At 69.3% G+C, this 16,575-nt stretch carries 15 protein-coding genes; 5 read left to right on the plus strand and 10 right to left on the minus strand.

Features of this window, described 5'->3' with window-relative positions:
* Positions 1–62: 62 nt before the first annotated feature.
* Together ACI3KY_RS16060 and ACI3KY_RS16065 are read right to left on the minus strand one after the other, a co-directional pair.
* Positions 63–857 (minus strand): ABC transporter permease, encoded by a 795-nt coding sequence (locus tag ACI3KY_RS16060; RefSeq protein WP_404931151.1) that lies wholly within the window; start codon positions 855–857, stop codon positions 63–65.
* Positions 854–1,936: an ATP-binding cassette domain-containing protein gene (locus ACI3KY_RS16065; RefSeq protein ID WP_404931152.1), complete on the minus strand. Its 1,083-nt coding sequence runs from the start codon at positions 1,934–1,936 to the stop codon at positions 854–856. The genes ACI3KY_RS16060 and ACI3KY_RS16065 overlap by 4 nt, the downstream gene beginning before the upstream one ends.
* A gap of 61 nt (positions 1,937–1,997) precedes the next feature.
* Between ACI3KY_RS16065 and ACI3KY_RS16070 the strand changes: the two genes are divergently transcribed.
* Both ACI3KY_RS16070 and ACI3KY_RS16075 read left to right on the plus strand, forming a co-directional pair.
* Entirely contained in the window at positions 1,998–3,020 is a 1,023-nt protein-coding gene (locus ACI3KY_RS16070; protein ID WP_404931153.1) for a helix-turn-helix transcriptional regulator, read from the plus strand.
* Between the two features lie 151 nt (positions 3,021–3,171).
* On the plus strand, positions 3,172–3,663 hold the full coding sequence (locus ACI3KY_RS16075; protein ID WP_404931154.1) for a heme-degrading domain-containing protein: 492 nt from the start codon (positions 3,172–3,174) through the stop codon (positions 3,661–3,663).
* 9 nt (positions 3,664–3,672) lie between these two features.
* Here the strand turns inward: ACI3KY_RS16075 and ACI3KY_RS16080 are convergent, their stop codons facing one another.
* From ACI3KY_RS16080 to ACI3KY_RS16105, 6 genes are all read right to left on the minus strand, one after another.
* Complete coding sequence (locus ACI3KY_RS16080; RefSeq protein ID WP_404931155.1) at positions 3,673–8,043, minus strand: trypsin-like peptidase domain-containing protein; 4,371 nt, start codon at positions 8,041–8,043, stop codon at positions 3,673–3,675.
* Complete coding sequence (locus ACI3KY_RS16085; RefSeq protein WP_404931156.1) at positions 8,030–8,374, minus strand: CU044_2847 family protein; 345 nt, start codon at positions 8,372–8,374, stop codon at positions 8,030–8,032. The genes ACI3KY_RS16080 and ACI3KY_RS16085 overlap by 14 nt, the downstream gene beginning before the upstream one ends.
* Positions 8,375–8,606: 232 nt before the next feature.
* Positions 8,607–9,500, minus strand: a complete 894-nt coding sequence (locus ACI3KY_RS16090; RefSeq protein WP_404931157.1) for an aldo/keto reductase — start codon at positions 9,498–9,500, stop codon at positions 8,607–8,609.
* Positions 9,501–9,593: 93 nt separating this feature from the next.
* On the minus strand, positions 9,594–10,583 hold the full coding sequence (locus ACI3KY_RS16095; RefSeq protein WP_404931158.1) for an NADP-dependent oxidoreductase: 990 nt from the start codon (positions 10,581–10,583) through the stop codon (positions 9,594–9,596).
* Between the two features lie 106 nt (positions 10,584–10,689).
* Positions 10,690–11,436, minus strand: a complete 747-nt coding sequence (locus tag ACI3KY_RS16100) for an EAL domain-containing protein (RefSeq protein WP_404931159.1) — start codon at positions 11,434–11,436, stop codon at positions 10,690–10,692.
* A gap of 156 nt (positions 11,437–11,592) precedes the next feature.
* Positions 11,593–12,231, minus strand: coding sequence for a Rid family hydrolase (locus ACI3KY_RS16105; RefSeq protein ID WP_404931160.1), 639 nt, complete (start codon positions 12,229–12,231; stop codon positions 11,593–11,595).
* 305 nt (positions 12,232–12,536) lie between these two features.
* Between ACI3KY_RS16105 and ACI3KY_RS16110 the strand changes: the two genes are divergently transcribed.
* The 3 genes from ACI3KY_RS16110 to ACI3KY_RS16120 all read left to right on the plus strand — a co-directional run bounded on the left by ACI3KY_RS16110 (position 12,537) and on the right by ACI3KY_RS16120 (position 15,254).
* A complete protein-coding gene (locus tag ACI3KY_RS16110; protein WP_404931161.1) occupies positions 12,537–14,144 on the plus strand; it encodes an FAD-dependent oxidoreductase in 1,608 nt (535 codons plus the stop codon).
* Positions 14,145–14,313: 169 nt separating this feature from the next.
* A complete protein-coding gene (locus ACI3KY_RS16115; RefSeq protein WP_404931162.1) occupies positions 14,314–14,721 on the plus strand; it encodes a DUF4383 domain-containing protein in 408 nt (135 codons plus the stop codon).
* Positions 14,718–15,254, plus strand: coding sequence for a hypothetical protein (locus ACI3KY_RS16120; RefSeq protein WP_404931163.1), 537 nt, complete (start codon positions 14,718–14,720; stop codon positions 15,252–15,254). Before ACI3KY_RS16115 ends, ACI3KY_RS16120 begins: the two co-directional genes overlap by 4 nt.
* Positions 15,255–15,295: 41 nt before the next feature.
* Here the strand turns inward: ACI3KY_RS16120 and ACI3KY_RS16125 are convergent, their stop codons facing one another.
* Positions 15,296–15,889, minus strand: coding sequence for a fasciclin domain-containing protein (locus ACI3KY_RS16125; RefSeq protein WP_404931164.1), 594 nt, complete (start codon positions 15,887–15,889; stop codon positions 15,296–15,298).
* A gap of 158 nt (positions 15,890–16,047) precedes the next feature.
* On the minus strand, positions 16,048–16,575 hold a 528-nt coding region (locus ACI3KY_RS16130; protein ID WP_404931165.1), incomplete at its 5' end, for an anti-sigma factor domain-containing protein.

Consider the following 16,575-nt stretch of genomic DNA (forward strand, 5'->3'; position numbering starts at 1 on the left):
GTGAACCTCGCAGCGCACGCATGACGGATGCCGCGGCGCGAGGCCGCGGCATCCGTTCATGGTCAGCTGCTCTTGCGCATCGCCCGGATGCCGACGGCGAGGCCGACCACCGCCAGCGCGATCGCCGCGACCCAGCCCCACAGGACGGTGATGTCGCCGAGGTCGCCGGCGAACAGCGCCCGCTCGGCCTGCACGACCCAGTTGATCGGGTTCACTGTGGAGATCGCGCGCATCCACCCGGGTGCCGCGTCGAGCGGCAGCAGCATGCCCGACAGGATCAGCAGCGGGAAGATCAGCGTCTGCTGCACGCCCCAGAACAGCCACTCGCGGTCCTTGGTCTTCAGGGCCAGCGTGTACGACAGCGCCCCGAGCCCGATGCCGAACACCGCGAGCAGGGCGAGCCCGATCACCAGTCCGGGCACGTTGATCGTGAAGCCGAACGGCCAGGCGATGAGCACGATGATGAGCGCCTGCACGATGATCGGCACGATCTCCTTCAGCGCGCGACCGACCAGCAGCGACGACCGCGCGAGCGGTGCGACCAGCGTGCGCTCGTGCGAGCCCGTCATCATCTCGTACTGCAGGTTCGAGCCGGTCGCCCCGGTGCCGAACAGCACGATCATCACGAGCACGCCCGGCACGAACCACTGCAGGGTCTCCCCCACCGGCTGGCCGGACGAGCCGACGAGCAGCGGCGCGAAGAGCCCGAGGAACACCAGCGGCTGCACCAGGCTGAAGATCAGCGTGAACGGGTCGCGCGCGACGGGCTTCAGTTCGCGCGTGAGCACGTTCCATGTGTCGCGCGCGGGGTTGGCGCGCACCGCGGTGTCGGGCCGGGTCTGGATCTGGGCGGTCATCGGTTCGCTCCTGTCTTCTCGGCCACCGGTTCGGCGGTTCCGGATGCCGCGTCCGCGGCGTCTGCGCTCTCGTCCGGGGCTTGGTCGGCGTCTTGGTCGGACCCGCTCTCGCCCTCGCCCGCCTCCCGCAGCGTGCGGCCGGTGAGCGCGAGGAAGACGTCGTCGAGCGTCGGCGGCACACCGGTCGCGGTGCGCACCGTGAGATCGGCGGCGTCGAGCGCGCGGACGGCGGCCGGCAGCAGCGCGTCGCCCTCGGGGGCGGTGAGGACGACGGATGCCGCGACCCGGCGCACCTCGCGATCGGTGAGCCTCTGCACGACCGCGACGGCGGCTGCGGCATCCGTCTCCGTGGCGAACCCGAACGTCAGCACGTCGCCCGCGAGCTCGGCCTTGAGGCGCGTGGCCGTGTCGTCGGCGATCACGCGGCCGCGGTCCATGACCATGACGCGTTCGGCGTAGCGGTCGGCCTCCTCGAGGTAGTGCGTCGTGAGGAAGACCGTCGTGCCGTGCTGCGCGCGCAGGTCGATGATGTGCTGCCACAGGTTGGCGCGGCTCTGCGGGTCGAGTCCGGTCGACGGCTCGTCGAGGAACAGCAGCGGCGGCGCGTGCATCAGCCCGAGCGCGATGTCGAGCCGGCGCTTCTGCCCGCCCGAGAGCTGCTGCACCGACCGCGTGGCGAAGCCGCTGAGGTCCAGCGACTCGATGAGCTCGTCGGCCCGCGTGCGTGCGGCGACCTTCGACATGCCGTAGAACGCGCCCTGGCTCAGCAGCTCGTCGCGCGCTCGCTGCGAGAAGCTGCCGCTCGTGAGCTGTCCGACGTATCCGATGCGGGCGCGCACGTCGGCGGACTGCTTCAGGATGTCGAAGCCGACGACCTTCGCCGTGCCCGCGGTCGGTGGAATCAGGGTGGTGAGCATGCGCAGGCTGGTCGACTTGCCGGCGCCGTTGGGTCCGAGGAATGCGACGAGCTCGCCGCGCGTCACCTCGAACGCGAGGTCCGTAACGGCCTCGACGGTCTTGCCTTTCACGGTGAAGCGCTTGGTGAGTCCCTGCGCTTGGATGATCGATTCGTTCGCCATGACCTCAGGCTAGGAAGCTCTGCGGACAGTTTCGGTCCGCAATGTACGGCAATCTTGAGTCATGTCCGATACGACGACGCGAGCGCTCTCGCTGCTCAATCTGCTGCAGACGCACCGCCACTGGCCCGGGTCGGAGCTGGCGGATCGCCTGGGTGTGACTGAGCGCACGGTCCGGCGCGACGTCGAGCGGCTGCGCGACCTCGGCTATCGCATCGAGTCGTCGCCGGGCGCCGCGGGCGGCTACCGGCTGGAGGCGGGCAGCGCGGTGCCGCCACTGCTGCTCACCGACGAAGAGGCGGTGGCCATGGCGATCGGGCTGCGGGTCGCGGCATCCCAGCGGCTCGTCAGTGGTCCCGAGACGACGATCACGGCCCTCGCGAAGCTCGAGCAGGTGCTGCCGGCTCCGTTGCGCCGACGGGTGGCGGCCCTGGCGGACGCCGTGCAGCCCGCAGGTCTCAACGCCGGCGCGGCCGTCTCGGGCGAGGTGCTCGGCGAGCTCGCCCTGGCCACGCGCGACCACGAGCGGGTGCGGTTCACGTACACCGCGGCATCCGGCGAGGTCACTCACCGTCGCGTCGAACCGCACGCCCTCGCGCCCGCCGACCGGCACTGGTACCTGCTCTGCTGGGACCTCGAGAAGGAGGACTGGCGCACGTTCCGGGTCGACCGTCTCGCTTCGGTGGAGCACACGCGCGTGCTGTTCGATCCGAAGCCGCTCACGCCCGACGAGGTGGCGGAGTTCATCCTCGTGGCGCGGTCGTGGGTGCGCCAGGCGGTCGAGGCGGACGCGGTGATGGAGCTGCCGATCGACGCGATGCGGGAGTACTTCGGGCAGTGGGGCCAGGGCGCGTCGGACGAGGGCGATGGCCGCACCCGGTGGCCGGTCGGCGGCGGCGATTTCCGCGAGACGATGTACGGGCTGTCGTGGATCCCCGAAGGCGTCGAGTACACGACCGACCTGCGCTCGCCCGCGCGCGAGCAGTTGCGCGAGACCCTGGAACGGATGCTGCGGGCCCTGGACAAGCCCGCGCCGCCGGTTCCCCCGAAGCGAGTGAAGGAGCGCGAGCGCCAGCTGCCCGCCTGAACTCGCCGGTCGCCTGCGTTCGCGCCCGCCCGAGTTCCCGGTCGTTGAGCGAGGGAGCGCCAGCGAGCGAGACGAAACGCCCCGGACCAACGAGCCACCTCGCGAACGCCGGCCCGCACCCCTGCCGCGCGCGTCACGCTACCTTCATCCCATGACCGACGACATGGCCGCCCAGCTCGCCCGCGTCGAAGCCGAGGAGGCCGACGTGGTGCTCCCCCGCTTCGATGTGACGGATGCCTGGGCTCTGGGTTGCCGCATGCGCGAGGCCGCTGCGGCCGCCGGCCTGCCGATCGTCATCGGCATCACCCTCGGCGAGGCACGGGTGTTCCACACGGCGCTGCCCGGCTCCAGCGCCGACAACGACGGCTGGCTCGAGCGAAAGACCCGCGTCGCGCGGCGCTACGGGCGCTCGTCGTTCGGTGTCGGGCTGTCGTTCCGCGCCGCCGGTGGGGACTTCGACACCGACGCGCGCCTCGACACCACCGCGTACGCCGCGCACGGCGGCGTCTTCCCGATCACGGTCGCCGGCGTCGGCGTCGTCGGAACCGTCGGCGTCTCCGGTCTTCCGCAGGCCGACGACCATGCCTTCGTCGTCGAGCAGCTGCAGGCGTGGGTCGCCGACGTCTCGCGTTCGGACTCGTAGGGAGCGACTTCAGCCGGAGCCTTGCTGCGAGACCGCCATGTCTCTGGAGGGTGTCGGGTGGAGGGCCACAAGCCCTCGGTTGCAGAGCACGATGATCGTGTGGTCTTCGGCGATCTCGAGGTCGCGAACCGGGGAGTGCAGAGCGAGAACGTCAGGCTCCGGCGAGAGATCGTGCCACACGCGCACCGAACCGTCGACACCGCCGGACACGACGAGAGTCGCCTCGGCGAGGGCGCGCAGCACGGTCACGGCCTCGGTCTGGACTCCGCTGAGCGTCGCGATCCGCTCGGGGGCGAAGGGATCCTCCGTCGGCGCGGACACCTCGATGACATCACCCGAGGCCTCCAGCACCACCGCCCGTCCGCCGAGCATGGTGGCGGTCGCGGCCTCGGAGGAACTGTATTCGTCGTTCAGGACTCGCGCGGTTCCCTGGTCGAGGTCGACCAGCACAACTCGCTTCCACGTATCACCCACGGCGAACACCAGTTGCGGAGGGCCACCCGGAACGCGACGGAACCCGCCCTGAAGTTCTGGCACCTCGTCCGACCCCCAGACGGAAGCGCCTTCTCGACGGAGGATGATGGCCTCGGGGGCAGGGTCCTCGTCCTCCAAGCCCCATGTCAAGACCCGTGACTCGTCGTCAAAACTCTGGGCGACCAATCGGCCATCAGCCAGGTACGGGCTTGTCACCGCGGCGAGGCCGGCGAGGTGTTGGTCAGCCATCAATCCGCCGGTCTCCACCCACCAGGCGCGGACCTGCCCGTCGCTTGCTCCCTCCTCGATGAGCGCCACTGCCACATCCTCCTCACCGGAGCGCCCGACGATGACGTCCAGTACCGCACGCTCGGCGAGATCTGTGCCCAGCATCCGCGCGGCTCCGGTCTGCAAGTCCCTGATGGCAACGTCTTGACCCACGCCCCAGGTCAGCACGCTGCGGTTCCCGGCAGAATTGTCGACAGTCCACATCACCTCCGGAAGGGCGCCAAGCGCGCCGACGTCGCCCGAGACCGGTACTCCCTCCGAGCTCACTTCCCACCCGTGCACTCCTCCTCCGGCACCGCGATCTGACGCTACGACCAGCAGCCGGCCGGCAATGTTGACGAAGCGCACGGTGGAGACCGGGGGGCCGCTGGACTGCAGCTCGTGCAGCTCGCCGCCACTCTCGACCAGTACGACTCTGCCGTCGTAGCCACCAGCCGCGAGCAATAGCCTGGATTCGATGGTCATGGCATCGACGGAGGTCACCCCCGCCCGGAGGGTCAGCACCCTGAAGTTGTCGTCGTCCTCGTCTGCGACTGGCAGGTCACCTCCGGGCTCTGCAGCGACCTCCTCCGCCCGTTCGCCGATCTCGATCGGTTCGGGGTCCATCCGCGCCCGATCCCTCGCTTCGCGTCGACGTCGCCGCTCTGCCTCCCGCGCAGCCTCCAATGTCTTCATGTCGGAGCCCGTTGTAGTGGTCGTGATCAGGCTGCCGTCGTACACCTCGACATAGGTGCCGAAAGCGGGAGCAGAGGCCACCACGACGTTGGAAGGCTCCGCTGCGCCGTCGGGCCACCAGCCCAGCGTCCCGTCGGCGAATCCGACCGTCAGCACGGCGCCATCCTCGGAAGTCGCGATGAGGCGGGCCTCGTTGACCCAGGTCGCGTCCTCCATCCCAGTGGAGGAGAGCTCAGAGATCTCGAACTCCTGGTTGACTGTCAGCCAGGAAATCCCGCCGTCGGCCCCGGCGGACACGACGTCGTCTCCGGCGAGCTGAACGGAGAGCACTGGCCCTTCGTGGATCTGCCAACTCACAACTTCTTCTTCGAGGTGGTCGAGGTGACGTAGCTGGATCACGCCGTCGTGGAAGCCGACAGCCACCATCGGGGCGCCCCGCAGGACCGAAACCGCGGCTGCGGTGACGCTCGCGTCGTCGAACGAAATGGAGGCGACCACCTCGGGCGTGATCGTGTCGCGCCCCGCGACGAGCAAGTCGACCACGTAGATCGTGTCCTGACGCCCGGTCACGACCACCGACCGTCCTCCTATCGTCGCGGCAGCCAGGAACGGCGAGCCGTAGTGGCCTGGCATCGCAAGCTCAGGACCGCGCGGGGCATAGCCGTCGGCATCCCAGATCCGGATTGTGCCGTCGAGTGCGCAGACGGCGAGGCATGAACGACGATCTACAACGACCGGCGCGACCGCGGCCACACCACCCGCCGCTCCGGCGAGGTAGTGGCTGCGGACGGTCGAGGTGGGGGTGGCCCACAGAACACGCAGTGGAACCTTCGGATCCAGACGATCCACGCGCTCTACAAGGTCTCGCGGACCGATCAGGTGAGCGGCCAGCGCCAAGTGGTTGAGATTGTCGTCGACCGATGGCCCCAGTTCGGGCAATGCGGCGAGGTAAGCCGGCACGATGGACAGGGATTGCTCATCTGTCGCCGCACGCAGCACGCGGGCGAGCTGATCGCGGTCCGCGGTGGCGAGGAATAGCGGATCTGAGGCGAGTTCGCCCAGCAACCCCGCCGCGGCAGCGTGGGTCGGCAGGTGGGCGAGCGTGTATGCCCGCGCGCGGGTCCAGTCGGGGAGTCCATCCGCTCGCCGCGGCACCTCGTCGATGAGGTGGCGCGCGAAGCGCCGCCACACCTCGGGTTCGCGGGTCACCCGCCGCAGGTGTTCCACCAGGGTCTGGTGGTACAGCCGGTACACCGCCCGGTCGTCCTGGACGAGCTCCTGGACGAGGTAGGCGGCGGCGTGCTCGAGCAGCCACTCCACGTCGCGAGCCTCGTAGCGCCGCCCACTGAGCGCTGAAGCCAGGCTGGGCCAGAGGTCGTCGCCGGTCCCGAGACCCGTGCCTTGCGCATACGCGAGTGGCAACAACAAGTCCTGCACCTGACGGCGCCGGTCGCCGAACCGATCCAGGTAGTCGTGCCAGCCATCGGCGACGCTCTCCGCGAAGCGTGATTCCCACCCTTCGACGTCGAGGTCGACGCGCCCCTCGACCGCCAAGGCACTCGTCGAGAGCTGGGCAAGCAGGAACGATGGGTAGGAGCGGGTCGCGATCACCTCTGCGACCTGCCTGGCAGGCTCCTCCGCTCCGTCGTACGCTGCCCCGCCGCTGGTGAGCCGACTGTGGACATAGTCGGCCAGGTCCGCACGGTCCAGGTAGGGTTCGACGTCCAAGTCGAGCACGACGGTGCGGGCACCCAATTGGTGGCGGAGCTCCTCCTCATACCCGAGGCGGGTGCCGACGAGCACCTTGACCCGGCCCTCGGCCCCCACGGCCGCCGTCCGCCGCAGCAGGGTCGCCGTCTCCATCGGTTCGGCGGACTCATCGAGCGCGTCGACCAACACGGTCAAGGGCCGTCCCCGCGATACGAGATCGTCGACCCACGTCTCGGACGAGGACGGCGGCATGCCGACGGCGGACGCGATCGCGGCAAGGACCTCGGCGGCGCTCTTTCCGCGGGCGTGGACCGCAACATCGATCAACGGCGCCGGTTCTTCTGGACGATCGGGCAGCAGCGGACGGACCAGCGGGTCGGCCAACACCGCGAGCCGGGCGAGAACCGCCGACTTGCCTGAACCAGGTCCGCCGGTCACCGCGCGCACCCGACCGTCGGCTGGGCCGTTCGCGAGCCAGTCGGACAGCTCCTTCATCGCCTGTCGCCGACCGGTGAAGAACGAGCCGCGGCTGCTATGCCGCTCGACGCCGCGGGACCTCGGCGACCAGTGACTGATGAACTCGTTGGGGGGATACATCGACCAGTGGCGCACGACATCGTCCAGAGCCGGCCAGTAACGGCTGAGTCTGCTCACCGGGATCATCCAGGCGGCGCGGTTCTCCCGATCCTTGTCGGCGCCCACGATGATGCCCACCACGGCACCCAACTCCTCGTCGAAGACCGGGGAGCCGCTGAAGCCACGAGCAACGAGTGTGCCGGTCCGTACAGAGAGCTCGACCCAGTCCCCGCCACCCCCAGCGGGTCTGCGGATCGTTCCCGATGCACTGAGGCCCTCGTCGTACCCGCGAGGGAAGCCGAGCACGTCGAAGTCATGGCCGAGCACGCCGTCGGAGCGGCGGACGGGTGCGGGCTGTGAACCCACAGGTGCCGGCTCTGACAGCGCAAGCACCGCAACGTCGGCTCGGCCGTCTTCGGCGACATCCGCCCAGGCCTCGACCGTCGCTTCGACGGGGGCGGATTCGGAGCGCACGAAGTCGACCCGCACGACCTCGGCCGGCGCCTGCACCGCGGGGTCATCCACGCCGAGTGCCTCTCGGACCACGTGAGCGCATGTGACCACGTGGCGCTCGTCGACGAGGACGCCACCGCCCATGGGTGAGCCGGTCGAATCGAGCAGCCGGACCTGCCACGGCCGGGCCTCAGGCGTCGGCATCGTCCTGTTCCTTAGCCGGCCTGGTCCAGCTCAGCTTCACCGTCAGATGCCCCTCCGCGCCGGTCTGGGCGATGACGACTCCCGCTGCGGCGCTGAGCTTGATGCCGAACTCCAGGTCGACCGAGTCCGGTGGCCGCGGCAGACTCGTGAACCTCGCCAGCACGCCGGTCGTGAACTCCTCGACCTTGCCGAGCGCGGCCCCGACGTCGACGGCGCTGTGTAAGAGCTCGCCGCCGCGGGATGCCCGCTCGACCCCGACGTCGTCGTCCTTGACCTCGACGTAGATCTCACCTTTGCCACCGACCATGGCGAATCCCACAACCTCGGCCATGCCGTCTCCTTCGCGCTCGACGAAGCCAGGCACTCATCGTCCCGCGTTCCGCACATTTGCGCCATGGACATCGGGTCCAACCGCGGTCTGTCGTCCCGCTGGTCAAGAGGTCCTTCGGGGCGAGGAGATACAACCGCCCGTGTCGATCAGCGCCTCGACGGGCCCTCCCGCGCGTACCTCCGCACGGCTGACCGTCGCGACGTCGGCGAGTCGCCGCATCCGATCTTCCGACTCAGTCGTCGAAGATCCCCACCGACTCGGACAACCGGGTGACCTCGTCGGCGGTGAGCTCGAGGTCTGCCGCCTGAGCCGAGTCGATGATGGATGCCGCGCGGCGCGCCCCCGGAATCGGGATGACGTGCGAGCCCAGCGCCAGCTCCCACGCGAGCACCGCCTGCTGCGGGCTGACGCCGTGCGCCTCGCCCACTTCGCGGAACGCCGAGAAGCGATCGCCGACCCGGCGCGCTCCCCCGCCGGTGCCGCCCAGCGGACTCCACGGCAGGAAGGCGATGCCGCGCTCTCCGCAGAAGCGCAGCTCGTCGATGCTTCCCGGATGCTTCGGCGAGAACTCGTTCTGCACGCTGGCGAGGTTGCCCTCGCCGAGCACATCGATCGCGATCTGGATCTCTTCGACGCTCGCGTTGGAGATGCCGATCGCGCGGACCAGGCCGTCGTCCTGTAGGGCCTTCAGCCCCGCGATGATGTCGCCGTACACGCGCGAGCGGTCGGGGCGGTGGTACTGGTAGAGCTCGATCTGGTCGACCCCGAAGATGTCGAGCGACTTCTGGACCGCCGAGCGCAGGTACGCCGCCGACCCGTCGCGCACCTTGGCGCCGCCTTCGCCGTGCGTGATGCCGCCCTTCGTCGCGACGAAGATGCTCGACGCGTCGCCGTCCCACGTGCGCAGCGCCTCGGCGATGATGCGCTCGTTGTGCCCCATCTCCTCACCGTCCGGGGCGTAGATGTCGGCGGTGTCGATGAGCGTGACGCCCGCGTCGAGCGCGGCGTGCACGGTGGCCACGGCATCCTCGAACGACGGATACTCCTTGTCGTTGTTCATCGACAGCGGCATGGCGCCCAGCCCGATCGCCGAAACCCGTCCTCCCGCCAGCGTGCGCTGCTTCATCGCATCTCCTTCTCGCATGGCCTCAGCCTGCCAGGAGGGTGCGGCGGGAAGCAGGGACTGGACAAATCCTGTGCCGAGGCCGTAGAGCCCGGGCTACGGCATCCGCTCGAAGATCTCGCGGGCCCGCAGCGAGCGCGTGCGCGTGACCGGGTGGGTGGCCAGCACGATCTTCCCGCGCGCGTGCAGCTTGGCCAGGTCTTCGAAGGCCTCCACGATGTCCTCGATGGGGTACAGACCCGAGACAAGAAGGCGGAACGCTCCGACGCCGGCCAGGTCCACCACGCGTTGCAGCACCTGCGTCGCATGCGAAGCCGACTCGGCATCGTCTCGCAGCATCCGCAGCTCGACCTCCCGCCTGTCCGCGCTGGAGCGATAGCGCTCGGGGGGAACGTCGAGGGCTTCTGCGACCTCGCGGCCGTCCTTGCCGTAGTTGTCGATGTAGGCGGTGATCGATCCGCCGGCGAGCCGCCGGATCCGGTCCGCCATCCCCTCGCCGTACTTCACGGGCGTGATGTGCAACTGCCGCAGATAGTCGAAGTTGCGCTCGCCGCATGTGCCGATCACGCGAGCTCCGCGGTGCTTCGCGAGCTGCGCCTCGATGCTGCCGACACCGCCCGCCGCGGCGGAGATCACCACCGTGTCGGAGGAGCCGATCCGAAGGTGGTCGAGGGTCTCCAACGCGGTGGCTCCGGCGAGGAAGAGACCCCCGGCGACCTCCCATTCGATGCTGCGGTGCTTGCTCACGAGCTGGTCGGCCGGCACGACGATGTGGCTCGCGTGGGCGCCGGTTCTGGTGTGCCCGACGACGCTCGCGCCGATGCGGAGTGTGGTCACGCCCGGGCCACAGCCGCGGACGATCCCCGCGAAGTCGCTTCCCGACAGCCGCGGCCACGGGTCGTCGTGCCAGCTGTCCTCCTTGCCGTTGCGCAAGAAGGCGTCCATGTGGTTGATCGCCGTCGAGATCACTTCGACCAGCACCTCGCCTGAGGCGGGGGCGGGCAGCGGGTACTGATGGCGATGGAGAACGCCGGCGTCGCCGTAATCGGCGTAGCGGTAGGCGAATGCCTCGGTCGGTGCTCGCATGGCGATGCCTCCTCCAGTTCCCCTCGAGGCCGGCACTGGCCTCGAGGATGTATTCCGGCGGAGGGGCACGTACGGATGCAGCACCCGGTCGTCGAGTCTCGACGCTCTATGGGAAGACGATGTCGGAATCCGGATGCCGGATCAGAAAGCCCTGCGCGCGATCACAGCCCAGCTGCACGGCGATGTCGAGGTGAGTGAGCGTCTCGACTCCTTCGGCGACCACCCGCAGCCCGTGTGCGTGCGCGATCTCGACCCTCTCCCGCAGCACCGCTGATGCGTCTCCCTGAGCCGACCGCACCAGATCGCCCTGCAGCTTCACCTCCGTCAGCGGCACAGTCCGAAGTCGGTCCAGCGCGGGCGAGCTCGCGCCGTACCCCGCCAGGGAGATCTCCACGCCGGCATCGCGGAGCATGTGCAGCTGGGGCAGCACCACGCGCTCGTCGACCCGCTGCGCGTCCTGCGTCAGCTCGAGGATGACCGACCCGGCAGTCAACGCACGTCGCTCGACCTCGGCGGCGACATGCTCGGCAAAGGATTCGTCCTCGAACTGCACCGGCGACACGTTGACGGCGACGGCCCACTGGCGACCCGTCTCTCGCCATCCGGCAAGCGTGTCGAGGCACTCGTCGAGCATCCGCCGACCTAGTGCGTGGATCACGCCGCTGCGTTCCGCGACATCGATCATCGTCGCCGGATCGATGTCGCCGAGCCGCGGATGCCGCCAGCGGCATAGTGCCTCGGCGGCCACGATCGAACCGCTCTCCAACGACACCTGCGGCTGATAGACGGCGAAGATATCGGCACCGCGGACGGCGATCGCGAGATCGTCCGCGAGGTCTTCGGTCGGAGGCACTGGTCAAGTTCACCCCGTCCGGCGGTGCCGCTGCAAACCGCTGTGCGACGGTCGGCGATCGGCTACAGTCCGCTCTGCAGCGGTGGGCGGTCGCTCTTGCTCGACGTTCGCGCACGCCGCGCGGCACCGCAGCCCGAACGATCGCGCGCCGTCCGCTCAGTCGGGGTAGACGGCGTCGACCTCCACCTCGACCAGCCATCCGTTCACGGGCAGGTTCTCGACCTCGATCGTGAACCGGGACGGACGCGCGGGGTTCACGACCTTCGGCTCGCCGGCCACGGATCCCAGCTGCACCTGCAGGGTCTGCCCGGTGGCCAGGTTCGTGTTCGCGAAGAACTGGCGGTAGCCGCGGTTCCACCCGGCGAAATCCGCCGCCTGCTCACCGGCAGGGTTCTGCAGGAACACCCGCATCGAGGTCACGTCCTCGAAGGACAGGCCCGCCTTGTTCAGGTTCTCACCGATCCGCATCAGTGCGTTGATCGACTGCGCCTCGGTGATCGTGACGCCCGCAGGCAGCGCACCGCCGGGGAACACGTCGGTGGGAATGTAGCGAGCCTCGGGCGAGACGCCGGGCGTCGTGTTGAGAGCGGACGGCCCGAGGCCCGAGGACTTGTACCAGGCGACATTCTTGCCGAGAGCCACCCCATCGGCGATGGACGGGGTGTCGCCGGTGACGAACGGGACGGCCTCCGTGGGCTTCGGGCGGAACAGCGTGTCAGCGGCGACCGCGGTGCTGGGGACGGCGATTCCTGCGGTGATGGCGACGGCGAGCGCGATCTTGTAGCGGGTCTTCATGGGTCTCCTCGAATCCAGGCAAGACACCAGCTGAGCTGGCGCATGCGTCACGACGCATGAAGCCTCGCAGTGGCATGTTTCCCGCTCGGGTCATCGGCGAGTCCTCGCTGTGACGCGAGCTGAGATCTCTGCGGGGGGTGGGTGCCGCTGCGGACTGAAACGGTTTACATCCCCGCAAACTGGGGGAAATGGGGGCGAGTTCCCGCACTGGCATATTGCCCTTATGTGCGCATGAACGCACTGATCATGGCTCGCGGGCGGCGGTCGCCTCGCAGGTCGATGCGTGAGATCGAGAGGGTTATTACGTGGAAACTCAGACCACCGCGAGCGTTTCGCGCCGCAGCTTCCTCAACGCTGTGGGTGCTGGCTCCACCGCCGGCGTGCTCTTCGCGACGATGGGAGCGCTCGGCCTCGCGCCGACCGAGGCCGACGCCGCCTCACTGTCGTGGACGCCACCCAGCGGCAGCGATTTCTCCCTCACGGGACGCTCTTCGAAGAAGGTCGTCATCGTGGGCGGCGGCCCCGCGGGCCTGGCATCCGCGTACGAGCTCCAGAAGGCGGGCTACAACGTCACGGTTCTCGAGGCGCGCCACCGTGTCGGCGGCCGGACCCTCACCCTCCGGCCCGGTGACAAGGAGACCGACCTCGACGGCAACACCCAGACCGCGAAGTGGGACAACGGCCTCTACATGAACGCCGGCGCCGGACGCATCGCCCAGTGGATGGTCACCATGGACTACCTCCGCGAGCTCGGTGTCCCCTACGAGGTCTTCACCAACGCGAACGCCGACGCGTACCTCTACAACGAGAACGCCGGTTCGACGCCGGGGAACCCGACCCGCTACCGCACCGCCAAGGCCGACTGGTTCGGCTACACCTCCGAGCTCCTCCGGCATGCCACGGATCAGGGCGCGCTCGACCAGAAGCTCACGGCGACCGACAAAGAGAGGCTGCGCGACTTCCTCGGCCGGTGGGGCTCTCTGCAGGCCGACGGCACATACAAGGGCGGCTCCAACCGCGGGTACTCCGTCTACCCGTCCGCCTGGAACGAGTCCGGGACTCCCCTTCCCGGCCCCGGCACGATCTCCGAGGTTCTCGGAACGAGGATGGGCAACTACTTCCCGTTCGAGATCAACTGGGAGCAGGCGATGCTGATGTTCCAGCCCAAGGGAGGCATGGACACCACATACGAGTACTTCGTGAAGGCGATAGGCCGGCAGAACGTGCACCTGCAGTCTCCGGTCACCGGGATCGAGACCACGACGTCGGGCGTGTCCGTAACCTACAGCCCTCCCAACGGGCCCGCACGCGTCATCGACGCCGACTTCGCGATCGTCACCGCGCCGGCGCATCTCATGCGCAAGTGGAGCACGAACTGGGGAACCGAGATCGACTCCGCGCTCGGCGAGTTCGCGGCGGCGTCGCCGGCGGGCAAGATCGGCCTGCAGTACAGCTCGCGGTGGTGGGAGAACGATCACCGCATCTACGGCGGGATCACCGAGACCGACATGGACCTGCAGCACGTCTGGTACCCCTCGTACGGGTACGGCGAGAAGAAGGGCCTCGTCGTCGGCTACTACAACACCGGCAATGCCGCTCGCACCTACGCAGCGCTGAGCCCGCGCGACCGCGAGGCCCGCGCGGTGGCACAGGGCGTGAAGATCCACGGCGAGAAGTACCGCACCGAGCTCGAGCAGTCGTTCTCCATCGCATGGCACCGGGTGCCGTACATCGAGGGGGCGTGGGCGTACCCGAACACCGCTTCGCCGGGGTTCAAGAAGCTCCAGACCGGCACCGGAAACGTCTACTTCGCCGGCGACTGGATGTCGGAGATCTCCGCGTGGCAGCACGGGGCGTTCTGGTCGGCGCGTTACGCCGTGCAGGCTCTCCACGCCCGGGTCATGGCGGGCTGAGCGCACCCCCGCCTTCACCAGTGGGGACTCGACGTTCGATCGCTCGAGTCCCCACGGCGCATCCTCGGCCGGACGACTGCCCTCAGCCGCGGCATCCCATCCGATTCCCGACCCGCACCGAAGACCTTTCACAGCACGGCAGATCGCCGTTGAGAAAGAGAGGTCTCCCATGGGCTCGTCACCGAATCGCATCGTCGCCACCGTCTTCGGCGCCGTCTACCTGCTCGTCGGCCTCCTGGGCTTCGCCTTCACGGGAGGCGTCAGCTTCATCGCGACCGAGGGTGGGCTGCTGCTCGGCATCTTCGAGGTGAACCCGCTGCACAACATCGCGCACCTCCTGATCGGCGCAGCGCTGCTCATCGCCGGCCTCCGTGGCGCGCGTCCTGCCAAGATCGTGAACATCACGGTGGGCGCCGCGTACCTGCTCCTGGGTGTCGTCGGCTTCTTCCTGGTCGGCACGCCGGCGAACATCCTCGCGCTGAACGCGCCCGACCACTTCCTGCACCTCGCCAGCGCCATCGTGCTGCTCGCTGTCGGTCTGGCTGCCGAGCGGACGTCGCGGGTCGCGACGGCGTGACCGTGCGTCACGAGGCACCCGCGACGGAGCGCGCGGTCACTCGCGCCCCGTTGTGGGTGCCGATCGCCGCGTGGGGCTTCGGCCTGGTCAGCGCGGCACTCGGAGCCGCGGCGATCGTCGCGCTCCAGGCCGACACCCTCTCGCGGGTGCTCGGCGCAGTCTCTGTCGTGGTGGGGGTGGCCGCGCTCGCCTGGGGCGCGGCCGCCCTCGCTCTTGATCGCACGCCGGCACCGCGGGGGGCGGTTGCCGGCGTGTCAGCAGCAGTCATCGTGGGGCTGACTCTGCTCGCCACCGAGCCCGGCCGGGCGAGCGTCCTCGCGATCGCTCTGCTGGTCGGGCTCGGTGTCGTCGTTGCCTGCGGCATCCTTCGCGGGCGCCGCCACCCCTCGAGAAGCACGAGCCTCTGGAGCCTCATCGCCGCGGCCGCCGTCGTCACGATCGCGGTGGTGCCGGCGCTCGGCACGTGCCAGGGCGCCGCGCTGCTCGACGCCGATGGGACCGTGCTCCCGGTCGTCACACACGAAGGACATTGAGGGATGCCGCGACCCGGGTCGCGGCATCCCTCGGCCGTCCGTCAGTAGGTCGCGGGAACGAGGACGCGGTCGATCGTGTGGATCACCCCGTTGGTCGCCGGGATGTTGATCGCCCAGAACACCAGCCGCGGGTCGGTGAGGGCGGGGGTCTCGTCACGCAGGGTGATGCCGCGAGGCTTGACGATGCCGCCGTTCGCCATGGTGAGCGAGCCGGCCGTCAGCACCTTCAGGGGGCCGAGCTTCTGGCCCGCGACCACGTGGTACAGCAGGATGTTCGAGATCTGCGCCGTGGTGAACGTCGAGGTGATGGCCGCCAGGGCGGCAGCCTCGCTGGCCGGCGCCGTGCCCGTGAGGTCGGTCACCAGCCGGAGGAACGCGCGGTCGTTCGGCGCGAAGACCGTGTAGGTCTGGCCCGCATCCGCGAGCGCGCCGTTGAGCCCGGTGGCGAGGACAGCCTGCACGAGGATGTCGTAGTCCCAGGGGTTGCCGTCGGGGGTGCCGTCGCCGGATGCGGCGACCGCGACGTCCACGATCGTGCCCGCGGGCGCCCCGCCGCCGTGAGCCTGAGCGGGCGTGGATGTGAACACGAGGGCCAGCGCGGCGACCGCCGCGACGGCCAGGCGAGACTTCTTCATGGTTCGATCTCCTTCGATGCGATGCCCGGCACCGTCCGAACGGAGGGTGCCGTAGAGGTATTCGCCCGAAGTGGCCGATATGGATGCAGGGGCAGGGACGTCGCCTCGGACATCACCGCGCCCAGCCGAGCGCGCGCCGGGTCGGCGACGGGCGGTGGTCAGCTGAACTCGAGCTGCCCGCGCACGATGGAGTCGCCGGAGTGGGTGGGATCGCCATCCAGCGGTTCCTGCGAGATATCGACGAGCACGTAGTCGCGCAGGTCGACGTCAGCGGGGACCACGAACGTCCCCTTCCTCCCGTCGAGCTCGCCCAGACTCACCAGTGCCGACGCGTCCGCCGTGATGAGCCAGACCTCACGGAACCCGTCGCGGTCATCGGAGTCCTTGAGACTCACCGTGAGCGTGCGCTCGCCGTCCGCGAGCTCGGTCACCTCCGCCGTGCCGGCGGCACCGGGGTGATCCGGGAAGGCGTCCAGGCTCGCCGACGCGATCTCGACCGACTGCGGCGCTCGGATGAGGCTCCAGATCCCCACGATCGTCAGGACGGCCGCGATGCTCGCCGCGAGAGTGAACAGCATCCGTCCGCCTCCCCGTCCGCGGCGCCGCTTCGGCTGCTCGTCCGCGACCGGCGGCGCGGAGACAGCGGGACCGGCCGCGAGCGCCTCGGCGGCCGGTCCCGCTGTCTC

This window comes from Microbacterium sp. ZW T2_14 (assembly GCF_044987405.1).
In the GTDB taxonomy this organism is placed as follows: Bacteria; Actinomycetota; Actinomycetes; order Actinomycetales; family Microbacteriaceae; genus Microbacterium.

Excerpts from the sequence above, each read along its gene's own strand:
- ACI3KY_RS16060 (WP_404931151.1), bottom strand. The coding sequence starts at position 857 with ATGACCGCCCAGATCCAGACCCGGCCCGACACCGCGGTGCGCGCCAAC.
- ACI3KY_RS16065 (WP_404931152.1), bottom strand. The coding sequence starts at position 1,936 with ATGGCGAACGAATCGATCATCCAAGCGCAGGGACTCACCAAGCGCTTC.
- ACI3KY_RS16070 (WP_404931153.1), top strand. The coding sequence starts at position 1,998 with ATGTCCGATACGACGACGCGAGCGCTCTCGCTGCTCAATCTGCTGCAG.
- ACI3KY_RS16075 (WP_404931154.1), top strand. The coding sequence starts at position 3,172 with ATGACCGACGACATGGCCGCCCAGCTCGCCCGCGTCGAAGCCGAGGAG.
- ACI3KY_RS16080 (WP_404931155.1), bottom strand. The coding sequence starts at position 8,043 with ATGCCGACGCCTGAGGCCCGGCCGTGGCAGGTCCGGCTGCTCGATTCG.
- ACI3KY_RS16085 (WP_404931156.1), bottom strand. The coding sequence starts at position 8,374 with ATGGCCGAGGTTGTGGGATTCGCCATGGTCGGTGGCAAAGGTGAGATC.
- ACI3KY_RS16090 (WP_404931157.1), bottom strand. The coding sequence starts at position 9,500 with ATGAAGCAGCGCACGCTGGCGGGAGGACGGGTTTCGGCGATCGGGCTG.
- ACI3KY_RS16095 (WP_404931158.1), bottom strand. The coding sequence starts at position 10,583 with ATGCGAGCACCGACCGAGGCATTCGCCTACCGCTACGCCGATTACGGC.
- ACI3KY_RS16105 (WP_404931160.1), bottom strand. The coding sequence starts at position 12,231 with ATGAAGACCCGCTACAAGATCGCGCTCGCCGTCGCCATCACCGCAGGA.
- ACI3KY_RS16115 (WP_404931162.1), top strand. The coding sequence starts at position 14,314 with ATGGGCTCGTCACCGAATCGCATCGTCGCCACCGTCTTCGGCGCCGTC.
- ACI3KY_RS16125 (WP_404931164.1), bottom strand. The coding sequence starts at position 15,889 with ATGAAGAAGTCTCGCCTGGCCGTCGCGGCGGTCGCCGCGCTGGCCCTC.